The organism is Chrysosporum bergii ANA360D (assembly GCF_029891735.1).
Taxonomy (GTDB): Bacteria; Cyanobacteriota; Cyanobacteriia; order Cyanobacteriales; family Nostocaceae; genus Umezakia; species Umezakia bergii.
Map to the genome: position 1 here is coordinate 1 of NZ_JANQDH010000063.1, position 14,116 is coordinate 14,116.

Here is a 14,116-nt window from a genome sequence, read left to right on the forward strand (position 1 = left end):
GCGAGGAAGAGAGAAGAAGAAGCGAGGAAGAGAGAAGAAGAATTGCAGACGCAGCACGAGCTGAGAATGAACGAGCTGAAGAAAGAAACCGAGCAAGTGAAGAAAGAAACCGAGCGGCTGAGGAGAGAGAACGCGCGGTTAGCCGAGCTAGAATCCAAAATAGATGGATTATTCTCCAAATACAACATCAACTGCAACCCACAAGAGAAACCAGAGCAGCCTTGATGGATTTTAGCGCTTTTTTACAAGAATATGGAGAATAGAGAGGTATATCCGTAGCGAGCAAGACTTGTACTGAGGGTAGTCTAAGTATAGTCGATAGCTAGCGTGGCGTACCCATAGTATGCTCGCACTACAAGATTTCTGTCATTGATATCTGTATTTCACGTATTTAGGAAACGCCATAACTTATGTCTCCAGCCCAAAATATCGGTGTGTACTTTTCTGCCAATGATAAAGTTTATAATTGGACAATAGCATTTCTCAACAGTTACCGCACCTTTAACCCAGATTTACCACTGATTTTAATTCCTTTTAACCACCAGTGCGATCGCTTGCTGCAACTGCAAGAAAAATATAACTTTGAATTATATAATGATGATGCCTCATTTTCTTCCTTAGAAGCCATTGGCAAAGCCTTTGAATTAGGACATACTCCCACAGGACCCTACTGGTTTAGACGCTATGCGGCTTTTTGGGGAGAACTAGACCGCTTTATGTATTTAGATGCGCGTCAAGTAGTTTTAGCTAATCTCACCCCATTAATTACAGCCCTAGATCAATTTAATTTTGACTTTCTACATTATGACTGCGCCATTAACCAAGTCTACCAACCCGGAGAATTCCGCCAACAACTATTGAGACAAGGGCGGGGTAGGGGTTTCCTTTCCGGTCTGTGGGCTTCTAGAAAAGGGCTATTTTCTCTAGAAGAGTTGGAAACCCTGGGGGGGGCTGCTTTAAAAATTCGTGATCAACTTAATCCCCGCAACACAGACCAGGCTTTTATTAATTACTGCTGCGATATGAAGCCAGTGGTTTATGGTCACTTTGCGGAAGTGATGGGAGGGATTTGTCAAAATGCTTGGGCTAGGCAAACTGGACAAATTTATCAACGACATGGTAAATATTATTTATGGGATTATGGAGGGTTAGATCATAAAAAGCAAGTAATTTTAGTCCACTGGGCTGGTTATCAATGGCAAGATTTATTACCACAAAGAAAATTATTACTTATGTTTTGTATCAAATACAACAAACACTTCATCTTGCAGATGCACTATATCCTATGGTTAATATTCCTCATTCCTAACTTTTTAATGAAAAGTATAATTTCTAACAAAAATATTAACTTAATGTACCATGGTATCACACATGAATCTTAACTACTATCCTGTAAATTTACGTCATTACTTAAAATATAAATTAGGCATCTCTGCTGCATATACTCACACATCTAAACGCGAACAAGAGTGTTTACAGAAATATGCATCTGGCAAAAGGATACTAGCTGAAATTGGTGTATTTGAAGGAGTAAATACCAAGAAATTCAGAAGTGTAATGGATAAACAAGGAACAATTTTAGCTGTAGATCCATACCCCAGAAATTTATTTGGTTTACTTGGTTTTGGGTGGATTAGAAGAATTGCTCATCAAGAAGTTAATAAAGTGAAACAAGGTAAAGTGGTCTGGATAGAAAATCTTGGTAAATTCGCTCCAGATGATGAACGGGTTAAACCATATTTACCTGTAGATTTCTTATTCATAGATGGTGACCATTCTTATGAAAGAATAAGAGGAGATTGGGAAGCTTGGAGTGATAAAATTACATCTGGGGGCATAGTCGCCTTACATGATAGTGTTAATTGTCAACAGCCTAATGTTGGTTCAGAAATCTTTACTCAAGGGGTGATTTTAAAGGATCAACGATTTCAATTTGTTGAATCAGTAGACACACTGACAATCATCCGAAAATATTAAAAATTTATTAAAACTTATTAAAAACCAACACTAAATCCGAGGATATTTTATGCAGGAGACGTTTATGTTCACTATAGCTACCAATGGTTATGATCAGATATTTCAAGATTGTTTAGATAGCCACCGTAACTATGCAAAAAAAATGGGCTATAAGTATATAGCTTTTACAAAATCTCCCCCCAATGGCATATCTGGAACTAATTCAGCATGGTTAAAAGTGGCGCTGATGCTACAAGCCTTGAAACAAGGATATAAATCTGTTTTTTTTATTGATGCTGATGCTTTAATTCGTAGTTATACTCCTGCCATTGAATCGGTTTTTTGTGCCGATAAATATATCTATATGAGCGTAGAATCTTCTGGTAATTTTAATTCTGGTGTTATTATGGTGGTGAATAATAACCAATCAATTAAGTTTTTTGAAAAGCTTTTTTTGAGAGCAGATGTACCTGGTTTTATGTTACCCAAAAGTGATAGATGTCTATACGAAAATGGTCATGTTATTAACTTAGCCAAGAAATCACAAATAGTACAGATTATCAGCCCTCAATGGAATTATAACTACAATACAGTTTTAGAGGAAAATACAAAAGAATATGTTTGGCATGGTCGAGGTACTTGGCATAAAAAACCTCGTTCCCAAGAACAAACTGTAAGTTTATGGCAAGCATTATGGTTGAGACTCTCCGAAGGAGGATCACGTTATTTTTTACTAAAGCGACTGTCAAAATTTTATGCACAAGAATATGATTTTTAGAAAAAAGCAGGTCACATAGCCTTTATTAAACCAAGTGTGATAACAAATATACAAGCAAGAATTCAAGAAACTTTTAAAAATTACCCTGAAGTATTTTTTATACAAGTTGGTTCTAATGATGGTATTACAGGTGACCCAATTCATAATCTTATCGTGGAAAACAAAAACTATTCTGGTATATTCATAGAACCTGTTGACTTCTGTTTTAAGCGTCTTCAGGAAAACTATAAAAATGTTTATAACTCTAAAAATAGGTTAATTTTTGAAAATCTTGCCATAGGATTAACCGCAGAGAGAAAAAAATTCTACTATTTACCTGAAGATGCTCGTCAAAAATCATTTAGCGAATTGCCAAATACATATGATCAACTGGGGTCTTTTAATATTAATCATATAATTAAACACCTGGGTGAGCAAATAATTCCTTATATTGTAGAAACAGAAGTTGACTGCTGTCCTTTGCAAGCAGTTTTAGACAAACACAATGTTGGAAGAATTCACTTAGTTCATATTGATGTGGAAGGATTTGATTTTCAAGTTCTTAGCCAAATTGACTTAGAAAAGTATAAACCGAAATTAATTTTATATGAACACACACACTTGACCGAATCAGAAAAAGAACAAGCTGATTCTTGGCTTGGAAGATATGATTATTCAGTGTATAAATATAGAGGTGATACATTAGCTATATTTAATAAGTCATCAGCTAATTGATTTAAATTTATAGCTATATCTTGACATGAACATTATCTCCTATATCCACCCCATCCGCACTTACTTACCCTGTTCAGGAATAGGTAGGCATATTAATCAGATACTCCTGGGCTTAAATCAACAAAAAAACATTGACTTAAAGCTCATCTTTGCTCGTCAGTGGTTACAGCCAGACAATAAGCTCAAACTCACATCCCCTTTAAGAGAACTGCCATATGTAACCTTTTCAACCCCAGAAAATATCACAGAACGCTGCTGGAAAAGCTTTAGTTTTCCGAACATTAACCGATACATTGCCGACGGAACTGATTGGCTCTATGCCCCCATGGAAACCTACATACCTGTTTCTAAATGCCCACTTGCCATTACTTTACACGATATCCAAGCATTTGAAACTAATTTACCCTGGTCTCATACCTGGGAACACAAACTGTTTCGGTGGAAATGGTCTGGGTGGGTTCACCGGGTATTGTCTGACTGTCGCATTGTATTTACAGTCTCAGAATTTTCTAAACAGAGAATGATTAAACTTTTGGGTGCAGATCCCCAGAAAATTGTAGTTGTGGGTAACGGGGTTGACCAATGTTTCTTTGACATGGCCACAGTTGACCCAGCCACCTTACCTCGTCCTGTTCCCCAGCCTTATACTTTCATTATTGGGGGACTGCGACTGAGAAAAGGGGCAAACTATATCCTAGGAGTAGCGAGAGAATTGCAGCAACAGCAAAAAGAACTACAAATTGTCATCGCTGGAGACTCAGAACCAGAATACATAACAGCAGCTGAAGAGTTGCCAAATCTACACCTATTAGGAATAGTACCAGATCATGATTTGCCCCGGCTGATGCGCTGTGCTTCTTCCTTATTGTTTCTTTCCCATTATGAAGGCTTTGGTATTCCTGCAATAGAAGCCATGGCTGCGGGTATTCCCCCAATAGTCAGCAACCGGGCTTCACTACCAGAGGTAGTAGGAACAGCAGGTATTGTGGTAGAACCAGAAGATACAGCCACATTAGTTGATATCCTGATTCAACTTGAGCAAAACTACCACCTGCGGCAAGATTATAGCCAACGGGGACAAGAACACGCCCAATATTACACTTGGTCGCGCTGTGTTGATCTTGTGCAAAAGGCATTTTATGAATATATTTAACACAATTTGACATCTCGCCTGGTTGAAACACAGGGGATTCTAAACTGATGTTGCTACCCGGTCATCAGACACGCTACGCAACGTTTACGATATGATTTATTAAATAATATTGCCTTGGGAGTGTCAAAGCTCCCCTACTCACCTTGACTAAGATTATACTTAGATGTGTGACTACTTGAGTTGGTATGTTATGGGTTTTTCACCAATTTGTGGATGCTTTTTTTATTTTAACTCCACAAAAATGCTTTTAGAATACCCATCGCCTTTTGTTAAGCATACCACAGGATAAATCCTGTTGAGCCGCGTTTCATCCCCTAGGCTTTAGCGTGGGGTTTCTCACGCTCCCACTATGTTTTGATAGGTAAGATATATGTCATCAACCACAGCAGCTCGTTTTACTCAGTTTGGTTGTGGACTGTGCGCTCCTCCCCGGTGGTTGAATTTTGATGCTAGTCCAGCCATGCGCCTGCAAAGATTACCTGTTATCGGTAACTTAGTTCCCTCCGGACCTTTTGGGCGCTATCCAACAAACGTTAAGTATGGCGACATTGTTAAGGGTTTACCAATTCCCCACAACAGTGTAGAACTAATGTACTGCTCTCATGTACTAGAACACATGAGTTTAGAGGAATTAGGTTATGCCTTAGCCAATTGTTATAAACATCTCCAGCCAGGTGGTATTTTTCGCCTGGTAGTGCCAGATTTAGAAGTAATGGCCAAAACATATCTTAATTCTACCACTGCTGAGGCGGCTCATGAATTTATGAGAATTACTTGGTTGGGTAAAGAGCATCGGCAAAGAGATATCCTGAGTTTTATTAAAGAATGGTTAGCAGGTAATACACATCTGTGGATGTATGATTACAATTCCCTGTCCATGGAATTAAGCACAGCGGGTTTTCAAAACATTCGCCGGGCTAAATTTGGTGATTCTGGCATTGATTTATTTAGTGATGTTGAAGATCCAGAACGGTGGACTTTAGAACTAGGCATTCAATGTCAAAAGTAATGATGTATTTTTTTTTTTTTTACCTAAACCTAGAATTGATAAAATATGGAATTGAGAGCAGATAGTGAAAAATTAGGTGATAATCAACCCACTATAATGGTTACTTTATTAGGGGAATATTTTGTCAACAGAAAATGGTTCTCTCTATGTGCAGAAACATGGAATTTAGCGAAATTATCATACCCCATCTATATCTTAAATGATGGAAGTTTAACTATGGGAAGCCAAGAGAAATTAGTTTCTATGGGATTTATAGTCACACCGGATACAGATGTTAATGAGGCAGTTAATTCAGTTTTAAGCAATTATCCTGTTATCAGGGAAATGCGGAAAAAATCTAATTTATTCAAGAAAATTATTGATACCTCTGTTTTTTTTAGGGAAAAAATCCTCTACGTTGATTCAGATGTTTTGTTTAAAAAAAGATTTATTCTACCAAATGATCCTCCTTCTCTGTTATTTTGTATAGACGATGTTCCTGGATATGGTGGAAGTTGGCAGGTTCCATTAAGATATCCAATTGTAAATGGACTCAACTCTGGTTTTGTGTATTTCAATCCCAATATCATTGATTTAGATTATCTTGAGTATATATGTCATAATTATCTTATAATGTCCAAAAATATATGGTGGTTAGAACAAACTTGTTGGGCAATCTTAGCAGCTAGAATACAAGAAAAAGGAATTTTTGAGGGTAGGGACGCTTGTGTAATTAGTGGTTTAAATAAAAGAACACCCGATGAAATTAAATTAAATAAAACAACATATTTCCGCAGGAATAAAAGTATTTCGGAATTAGAAAATATTGAATTTTTGATTAGAGATGCTGCGGTTGTTCATTTCGCCGGACCTGGTAAGCGTTGGATTGAACCAATTTATGAAAAAATAATTGATAACTTTGCCGAACAGAAAGTGAGTCAACTTAAATGGCAAAATGTAGAAAATGCCAACTGGAAAGAAAAACTGTTGATTGGACTAAGGATGTTGCTCAAAGGCTAAAAGCCTAATCATTTATGATGTTTGAAAAGTACCGCTAGATGTATAAAAAACTTGTCTATCCCCCAAATGCACCTTAAAAACGGGCACTTTGAGGAAATGATCCGCCCATGGCGAGGATTGGGGGTCTATCTGTATCTAACATCACGATTAAAGACTTTGTATAACACCCTCTAACTAATAGCCATAACTTTAAGATTATGCCCAAAGTGGTTTTCTGCTGGTCTGATATATCGGGGTACATGACAGCTTGCTGGCGAGCATTGCAAGCCCTACCTAAAATACAACTATTTGTGATTGCCTTCCAAGCCCGGACTGAAACAGCTTTTGCTGATGAGTTAATGCAGGGAATTCCCCACCGACTGCTAGATTTACAGGCCAGGAATCAACCACAATTAATAGAGCAGTTAGTCAGTGAACAAAACCCCGATGTGGTGGTTATCTCTGGTTGGTTTCATTCACCCTATCGCCAACTAGCTTTCTCATCTCAACTACAGCATATTAAATTCATCATGGGTATGGATACCCCCTGGTGGGGACATTGGCGGCAATATTTAGCACCGTTGCTACTACGCCCTTATTTAGGTCGCATGGCTCATGTTGTAGTCACAGGCGATCGCAGTTGGCAGTATGCTCGACGGTTAGGAATACCCTTAGAAAACATTTCCTTGGGACTATATGGCATAGATTATCACACTTGGTCGCCTTTGTGGCAACAGCGAAACCTGTCATCCTGGCCACGTTCATTTTTATTTGTAGGAAGGTATAACCATACTAAAGGCATAGATGTGTTAACAGATGCCTATCAACAATATCGCCGACAAGTTCCAGACCCTTGGAATTTAATTTGTTGTGGTCAAGGTGAATTAGAATTTCATCTACAATCACAACCAGGTATTGATAACCGAGGTTTTGTGCAACCGAGGGAAATGAAAGATGTCTGGCTAAATGCCGGCTCTTTTTTATTACCCAGTCGCTTTGACCCCTGGCCATTAGCACTAGTGGAAGCTGCTGCTGCTGGTTTACCTGTTGTCTGCACTCAGGTATGTGGTTCTTCAGTAGAGGTGATACGTTCTGGATACAATGGTATAACTATTCCCCCTAATGATTCTCATGCCTTAACCCAAGCTTTACTGAGAATACATAACCATTATCTTGACTTACCCACCTGGGGCAAACGCGCCCAATACCTGGTACAACCCTATGCAGCGGAAATATGGGCAGAAAACTGGTTAAATATCCTACAAAATTTGTAAAATTTTCAGTAACTAAACACAGTTATGAGTTTTATCATTCAGCTAGTAGATTTTATTACTACTCCATTCGGTTTTATAGTAATAATTACTGGGTTATTTGTGGTTGTGCAAGCTAATCAAAACCGCCCCCGCTTGGGTTGGTTGGTTATAGCAGTGCTGGGCTTTGCCGCATCCCTCGGTAAATTTAGCAATGAATTTATCAAAGAACCGCCGTCCCTGGTTTTTCCCTTAGAACAAATATGTCAACAGGGGCGATCGCTAACAATAGTTTTATTACTGCTGCTAATTATTATTGCCTTAAAGTCCAGAAATATTTGGCGTAAAAAACTTGTACCCCAGCCCATTATATATATTATTCTGGTTCAATTAACAATTTTTGTCAAGATATTAGTTTATGGGGATATAGGACTTGCTTTTTTGACTGCTGTTACTTTTGGGGCAGTAGTTTTTAGTTTGATTCTAGGACCTTCTCGATGGCTGCAAAATGAGCATAACTTTCAACTGGGAGTATGGGCAATGGCTATGGTGGGCGTAATATTTGGCATTGCCAACATTTATCAAGCATCAATTGATCCATATCCTATTACTTTTATTCATGGCTGGTTTTTAGGAACCACTGGTAATCCTCAAATGGCGGCGCTTGTAATTACTGGCGTTATACCCTGCTTGTTTTTTTTAGCATTTCAAGACCAGGAAAATAGATTACTGAGATTGATATGGGCAGGATTTTTAGCTTTAGCAGTATTTGGCTTGCTCATGACTGCTTCTCGTACTGGTGCAATTATGGCTGTTGTGTCCATCTTGATTTTCTTTCGCTACCGGGGGGGTCAGTTCTTGCAAATAGCACTGATTTTTGCTGTACTAGCTGCACTTTTTTTACCTTACCTCAGTCCCACAGATATAGAGTCCATCGGTAGTTTTTCCAAAGACACCAACACCCGTGCTGGCGTTTGGGGTGGTTACTGGCAAATGTTTCTAGATTATCCTATATTTGGCGCTCCTTTTCAAGGCGATCGCCTGCGCTTTGGTGAAAGTTCATGGCTGGGCGCTCTAGGATCACTTGGTATAATTGGTGGACTACCCATGTTCATGTTTGCTTGGAGTACTCTAGACATGATTATCAAGTTAGACAGAATATCTAAAATCAGACCAGACTATTATTTAAAGTGCAGTGTGGTCATGGCTGGATTGCTTTCTCTGCTGGTGGGCGGTATTTCCGAGGCTTATCTTTTGGGTAATCTGACGTTTTCTGTTATGGCAGTTTTTTTATATCTTATCCTCGGCAACTATATCATTGAAGTTGTACAGCAAGAATATGAGTATTTCAAATCCCAGTATTACCAAAATTACAGCAACTTGCAGACCAATGATGTGCAAATGTAAATGATAAATATGTTTTCATCCCTATCATGAAAATTCTTCATGTTACTCCTTCTGTGGGTCCTCTCCGTGGAGGAGCCAGCCAAGCCGTTTTAGAAATGCTACAAGTTTTACAAACAAAGCAAGTTAATGTAGAACTATTAACCACTAATGACAATGGTGATGATGTACTTGATGTGCCACTATGCCGAAAAATTGAGTATTATCGAATTCCTACTTATTTTTTCCCTAGGTTTTCACCCTCCATCACTCCCCTACGTGAATTTGCCTTTTCTTGGCCATTAACAACATGGTTATGGCAACATATTACTGATTATGATTTAGTCCACGTTCATGCTTTATTCTCTTATGCTGCCACTGTGTCCATGACTATTGCTCGACTAAAGCAAGTACCATATATTAATCAACCCCATGGTTTACTATGTGAGTGGTCTTTACAGCAGAGTAAGTGGAAAAAAAAGATATATTTATCATTGATAGAACGTAGTAACCTTCAACATAGTAGTATTACATTATTGACTTCTACAAAGGAAATTAAAGAAATTGAACCTTTAAATTTAGGAGTTCCACCTGTTGTTATACCACTAGGCTTAGAAATTAGTCCTCCTATACCCAATTCTCGTCAAAAAATACAGGAGATGTTTAATATATCTCCGGAGGAAAAAATTATCTTATTTTTATCTCGCTTGCATTTAGTTAAAGGCTTAGATTATCTAATTCCTGCTTTGAGCCGAGTAAAAAAGCCAAAATTAACTTTCATTTTAGCAGGCAATGGTTCGCCAGAATACGAAGCCCAAATTAGTCAACTATTAACAAGTCACAACCTAGACCATTGCACCCATCGCCCTGGATTTGTCACAGGTGAAATGAAAGATATATTACTACAAGGCTCAGATATCTTTATTCTCACTTCTCATTCAGAAAGTTTTGGCGTGGTGGTACTAGAAGCTATGGCCGCAGGTTTAACAACTATTGTTACTCCTGGTGTAGCTTTAGCCTCCATGATTGAAGAAAATCAAGTGGTTTACGTTCCCCAACTAGATGTTTTAGAAATTGCCAAGACTATAGAACACTGTTTAAATCATCCCCAAGAAGCTAAAGCCACAGGCGATCGCGCCCGGCAATTTATCCTGAATAATTATACTTGGGATACTATTGGGGATAAAATGGTAGCACTTTATCAAGATATAGCATTTCTTAAATAGCATTTCTTAAACAGGTGAGATACAAATATAAATGATCGTCTTGTAGTGCTAGCATACTATGGCTGCTCTCAGTACAAGTCTTGCTCGCTGCTTAATACAGTACCGCCAAGGATGTACTGCACTTCCCGAAAATTCACTATAAGCTTACTAAGCTAACACAAAAAAATGGACACAACAAATAATAAATATCAATATTTATACCAAGACAGTAACAAAATACACCATCATGCTTATATTATTCCTCATCTGATAAAGATGATATCCGAGTCGGCTCCTGTGGTTGAAAATAAGCCAAAAGCGCGCATTTTAGATATTGGTTGCGGTAATGGCAGTTTGAGTAATTTAATTGCTCAGTGTGGTTATGAAGTGGTGGGAGTTGAAGAATCGGAATCAGGAGTAAAATTAGCTAGAGATGCTTTTCCAAATTGTAGGTTTATCCAAGGTAGCATCTACAATCTACCCTATGGAGAAATAGGAGAAAACTTTGATATTGTGATCGCTGCCGAAGTAATTGAACATTTATTTTTTCCCAAACAATTAGTGATCAATGCTAAAAAATACCTCAAACCTAATGGAAGTTTAATACTGACTACCCCTTATCATGGCTACATCAAAAATATCATACTTGCTCTTTCTGGCAAAATGGATCAACACTTTACGGCGCTCTGGGATGGCGGACATATCAAATTTTTCTCTGTAGCAACAATGACTAATTTATTACAATTAGAAGGCTATACAGATATAAAATTTCAATTCGCCGGACGACTACCATATCTTTGGAAATCAATGTTATGTTGTGCTACTTCCACCCAGCCTGGCTAACCGTGATTAGCCACCGGAATAATGTTTTAAAAAATGTTTTAAAATAGGGATATTAAAGCTTGACACTCCCCCCGCCAGAGGGAGTGTCAACCAAACTGGAGCCATATGTCCTATCCCACCCCCCTTTTAGACCAAGCCCTGGCTACTCGTCGTCACCGCAATGAACAGCAAAGACTAGCAACCCTAGAACAAGTATTCCTGTGGTTAAATACCAAAGGTAAGCAATATGGCATTAATCAAGCTTATATCTTTGGCTCAGTCACCCGTCCCCATCATTTTACCCAACGTTCAGATGTGGATGTAGCAGTTGAAAGTGTTGATCGGGAGCAGTTTTTTACAGCAATGGCACAATTGTCAGAGGCGGTTGAACGGCCAGTGGACTTAGTGGAATTATGCAAATGCCCATTTGCCCACCGCATTCGTCAGCAAGGTATACCATGGATACAAGAGAGTTAGCCATGCTAGGGGCAGACATAGCAGCCCAGCGCGTCACAATTGACCGGGTGTTTGCTATGCTATTACAGCGATCGCAAAACATTTCCCCAGAAAATCTTGAGAAAATGGAAAGTTCTGCTTATCAACTGCATAACTTTTATGGGGCTGTGGAAGAACTGCTGAAGATTGTAGCCAACTATTTTGAAAATAATGTATCTGATGCCGCCCAGTGGCACAGTTTACTACTAAAGCGAATGATGCAGCCAGTTCAAGGAGTGCGTCCTGCTTTGCTTTCCACAGAAACCTACGATCTACTCAATGCTCTGCGAGCCTTTCGGCATTTCTTTCGTCATGCGTACGGTATACCATTAGATTTTTGGCAGCTTACAAGTAACTTGAATAAGGCTGTTGAAGTTAAGCCATTATTAGATCGGGATTTTGGGGAATTTTTACAGATCATATCTGACCGAAATATCAACGGCGAGCAGAGCTACTGGCTTTAGACATGGGGGTTAGCCGTTGGCGATTTCAATCGCCTTCCCCATTCTTCAACTAATTATTCGCTTGCATTAATACCTCTAATTTTTGCTTCTTCTCTAAGCAAGTCCAGTAAAAGCAAAGAACGTCAGTGACGCTGGAATCCCCCGCTTTTAGGCGTGGGGAGTGTCAACTAAATGTGATAATGGTTAAGTAATTATGAGTGAAAATATTACCCAGTCCAGCGCTAACCCAACTTTAGCAGCCAGAAAACAAACAGCCTTAGAAATAGCCGAAAAATGTCGGCAAATTCTCTTACAACAGGGAGCGAAAGCAGTAATATTATTTGGTTCTCTAACTGGGGAAAGTCCGTGGCATTGGGCTTCTGATATTGACTTGGCAGTGACAGGAATGTCAGAACAACAGCGCTGGGATGCCTACTCTCTTCTAGAAAGAATTAGCCCTGATTGGTTAAAAATAGACCTAGTAGCATTAGAAGAAGTACCGTTATTTGTGCGCGATCGCATTCTAAAAACTAAACCCATGCCCAGTAACAAATATCTCGCCCTCAAAACTCGTATCGAAGATGAGATGATCGCTTTAGAGCAAAATTGGCAAACTTTAAACCAATTACTTGCTCAAGCGGAAACCATACCGGAAATTGCTCTCATTCCTGCCCTATCAAGTTATATTTGTGACTTTTATACAGCCTGTGAGCGCATTAGTGAACGAGTGGCAGTCACCCTGGATGGGGGGATACCAAAAACTGAAAATTGGCATGAACAATTATTACTACAACTAGCAGAAACCGGAGGGGAACATCGCCCGCCTTTATGGCAAGGTTCATTATTACTACAATTAAACGATTACCGTAAATTCAGACATTTAGCCCGTCATAATTATAATATACAACTCCGCCAAGAAAGAGTATTAGAGTTAGCCCAACAAACAGCAATCATTATGGTAAAAATTAAACAAGCCATCGACCTATTTAACCAGTGGCTGGAATCTCAAGTAAAATAAGTGTCAATTGACGATTTTTCCCTACCAGCTACCGCAGCCATGCTAGAAAAAATTACCCCTCTCATCCTCACCTACAACGAAGCCCCGAACATTGATCGCACTCTAAAAAAACTCACCTGGGCTAAAAAAATTATTGTTATTGACAGTTATAGCACAGATCAAACCTTAGAAATTTTGTCTACCTATCCTCAAGTAGAAGTATTTAAACGCAAATTTGATTCTTTTGCTAGTCAATGTAACTATGGTTTATCAAACATTAAATCAGAATGGATATTATCTCTAGATGCAGATTATGTTTTAACCGATGAACTAATTCATGAAATTAATACACTACCACCAAACCCAGATATATACAGCTACGGTGTTAGATTCAAATATTGTGTCTTTGGTAAACCTTTACGGGGTACTCTGCTTCCACCTCGGAAGGTACTGTACAAAAAGGAAAAAGCAATTTATCACAATGATGGACACGCCCACCGGGTTTTAGTAGATGGAAAATCCAGTCAACTCACAGCATATATTTATCATGACGATCGCAAGCCACTCAGTCGCTGGCTATGGGCGCAACAACGTTACATGGTCATAGAAACCAAAAAACTAGTAGAAACACCTAACAGTCAACTGAGCTTGGGCGATCGCATCCGTAAACACAAAATTTTAGCGCCGTGGGTTATTTTAGTATATTGCCTTATCCTCAAAGGTGGAATTCTTGATGGCTGGCATGGTTTGTATTATACATTACAGCGTGTATTAGCAGAAATTATTCTGAGTATAAATTTAATAGAAGCGGAAAAACTAAAATAATCAAATTATCCATATTTTACATCGATAACCCTAAAACTCAGCCAATAGTGTATATCTAACAATAATTTCACTTGCCCTTTAAAAACGAAGTATTACACTGAAAGAAGA

15 protein-coding genes and 1 pseudogene are annotated in these 14,116 nt (G+C 38.7%); all 16 read left to right on the plus strand.

Features of this window, described 5'->3' with window-relative positions:
- Positions 1-263 (plus strand): annotated as a pseudogene (locus tag NWP17_RS09785) (hypothetical protein); the annotation flags it as partial.
- Positions 264-410: 147 nt separating this feature from the next.
- A complete protein-coding gene (locus NWP17_RS09790; protein WP_280654725.1) occupies positions 411-1,382 on the plus strand; it encodes a hypothetical protein in 972 nt (323 codons plus the stop codon).
- Positions 1,372-1,977 carry a class I SAM-dependent methyltransferase gene (locus NWP17_RS09795; protein WP_280654726.1) on the plus strand — a complete coding sequence of 202 codons (606 nt, stop codon included), beginning with the start codon at positions 1,372-1,374 and terminating at the stop codon, positions 1,975-1,977. The genes NWP17_RS09790 and NWP17_RS09795 overlap by 11 nt, the downstream gene beginning before the upstream one ends.
- A gap of 64 nt (positions 1,978-2,041) precedes the next feature.
- Complete coding sequence (locus NWP17_RS09800) at positions 2,042-2,734, plus strand: putative nucleotide-diphospho-sugar transferase (RefSeq protein ID WP_280654727.1); 693 nt, start codon at positions 2,042-2,044, stop codon at positions 2,732-2,734.
- 36 nt (positions 2,735-2,770) lie between these two features.
- Complete coding sequence (locus NWP17_RS09805; RefSeq protein ID WP_280654728.1) at positions 2,771-3,448, plus strand: FkbM family methyltransferase; 678 nt, start codon at positions 2,771-2,773, stop codon at positions 3,446-3,448.
- A 25-nt stretch (positions 3,449-3,473) separates the two neighbouring features.
- Complete coding sequence (locus tag NWP17_RS09810) at positions 3,474-4,601, plus strand: glycosyltransferase family 4 protein (RefSeq protein ID WP_280654729.1); 1,128 nt, start codon at positions 3,474-3,476, stop codon at positions 4,599-4,601.
- Between the two features lie 370 nt (positions 4,602-4,971).
- The gene (locus NWP17_RS09815; protein WP_280654730.1) at positions 4,972-5,610 is read left to right on the plus strand and encodes a class I SAM-dependent methyltransferase; all 639 of its coding nucleotides are present in this window, start codon (positions 4,972-4,974) and stop codon (positions 5,608-5,610) included.
- 45 nt (positions 5,611-5,655) lie between these two features.
- Positions 5,656-6,609 carry a hypothetical protein gene (locus NWP17_RS09820; RefSeq protein WP_280654731.1) on the plus strand — a complete coding sequence of 318 codons (954 nt, stop codon included), beginning with the start codon at positions 5,656-5,658 and terminating at the stop codon, positions 6,607-6,609.
- A 239-nt stretch (positions 6,610-6,848) separates the two neighbouring features.
- On the plus strand, positions 6,849-7,862 hold the full coding sequence (locus NWP17_RS09825) for a glycosyltransferase family 4 protein (RefSeq protein ID WP_280654732.1): 1,014 nt from the start codon (positions 6,849-6,851) through the stop codon (positions 7,860-7,862).
- Between the two features lie 24 nt (positions 7,863-7,886).
- Entirely contained in the window at positions 7,887-9,245 is a 1,359-nt protein-coding gene (locus tag NWP17_RS09830) for an O-antigen ligase family protein (RefSeq protein WP_280654733.1), read from the plus strand.
- A gap of 26 nt (positions 9,246-9,271) precedes the next feature.
- Entirely contained in the window at positions 9,272-10,447 is a 1,176-nt protein-coding gene (locus tag NWP17_RS09835; protein WP_280654734.1) for a glycosyltransferase, read from the plus strand.
- A gap of 165 nt (positions 10,448-10,612) precedes the next feature.
- Positions 10,613-11,269 (plus strand): class I SAM-dependent methyltransferase, encoded by a 657-nt coding sequence (locus tag NWP17_RS09840; RefSeq protein ID WP_280654735.1) that lies wholly within the window; start codon positions 10,613-10,615, stop codon positions 11,267-11,269.
- 105 nt (positions 11,270-11,374) lie between these two features.
- The gene (locus NWP17_RS09845; RefSeq protein WP_280654736.1) at positions 11,375-11,725 is read left to right on the plus strand and encodes a nucleotidyltransferase family protein; all 351 of its coding nucleotides are present in this window, start codon (positions 11,375-11,377) and stop codon (positions 11,723-11,725) included.
- Positions 11,707-12,207 (plus strand): ribonuclease toxin HepT-like protein, encoded by a 501-nt coding sequence (locus tag NWP17_RS09850; protein WP_280654737.1) that lies wholly within the window; start codon positions 11,707-11,709, stop codon positions 12,205-12,207. Before NWP17_RS09845 ends, NWP17_RS09850 begins: the two co-directional genes overlap by 19 nt.
- Before the next feature lie 193 nt (positions 12,208-12,400).
- Positions 12,401-13,204 (plus strand): nucleotidyltransferase family protein, encoded by an 804-nt coding sequence (locus NWP17_RS09855; protein WP_280654738.1) that lies wholly within the window; start codon positions 12,401-12,403, stop codon positions 13,202-13,204.
- A gap of 39 nt (positions 13,205-13,243) precedes the next feature.
- On the plus strand, positions 13,244-14,008 hold the full coding sequence (locus tag NWP17_RS09860; RefSeq protein ID WP_280654755.1) for a glycosyltransferase family 2 protein: 765 nt from the start codon (positions 13,244-13,246) through the stop codon (positions 14,006-14,008).
- Positions 14,009-14,116: the final 108 nt, after the last annotated feature.

Bases quoted from the DNA above. Each gene is read 5' to 3' on its own strand.
- NWP17_RS09800 (WP_280654727.1), top strand. From the start codon at position 2,042: ATGTTCACTATAGCTACCAATGGTTATGATCAGATATTTCAAGATTGT.
- NWP17_RS09830 (WP_280654733.1), top strand. From the start codon at position 7,887: ATGAGTTTTATCATTCAGCTAGTAGATTTTATTACTACTCCATTCGGT.
- NWP17_RS09845 (WP_280654736.1), top strand. From the start codon at position 11,375: ATGTCCTATCCCACCCCCCTTTTAGACCAAGCCCTGGCTACTCGTCGT.
- NWP17_RS09825 (WP_280654732.1), top strand. From the start codon at position 6,849: ATGACAGCTTGCTGGCGAGCATTGCAAGCCCTACCTAAAATACAACTA.
- NWP17_RS09850 (WP_280654737.1), top strand. From the start codon at position 11,707: ATGGATACAAGAGAGTTAGCCATGCTAGGGGCAGACATAGCAGCCCAG.
- NWP17_RS09855 (WP_280654738.1), top strand. From the start codon at position 12,401: ATGAGTGAAAATATTACCCAGTCCAGCGCTAACCCAACTTTAGCAGCC.
- NWP17_RS09840 (WP_280654735.1), top strand. From the start codon at position 10,613: ATGGACACAACAAATAATAAATATCAATATTTATACCAAGACAGTAAC.
- NWP17_RS09810 (WP_280654729.1), top strand. From the start codon at position 3,474: ATGAACATTATCTCCTATATCCACCCCATCCGCACTTACTTACCCTGT.
- NWP17_RS09790 (WP_280654725.1), top strand. From the start codon at position 411: ATGTCTCCAGCCCAAAATATCGGTGTGTACTTTTCTGCCAATGATAAA.
- NWP17_RS09860 (WP_280654755.1), top strand. From the start codon at position 13,244: ATGCTAGAAAAAATTACCCCTCTCATCCTCACCTACAACGAAGCCCCG.
- NWP17_RS09835 (WP_280654734.1), top strand. From the start codon at position 9,272: ATGAAAATTCTTCATGTTACTCCTTCTGTGGGTCCTCTCCGTGGAGGA.
- NWP17_RS09820 (WP_280654731.1), top strand. From the start codon at position 5,656: ATGGAATTGAGAGCAGATAGTGAAAAATTAGGTGATAATCAACCCACT.
- NWP17_RS09815 (WP_280654730.1), top strand. From the start codon at position 4,972: ATGTCATCAACCACAGCAGCTCGTTTTACTCAGTTTGGTTGTGGACTG.
- NWP17_RS09795 (WP_280654726.1), top strand. From the start codon at position 1,372: ATGAATCTTAACTACTATCCTGTAAATTTACGTCATTACTTAAAATAT.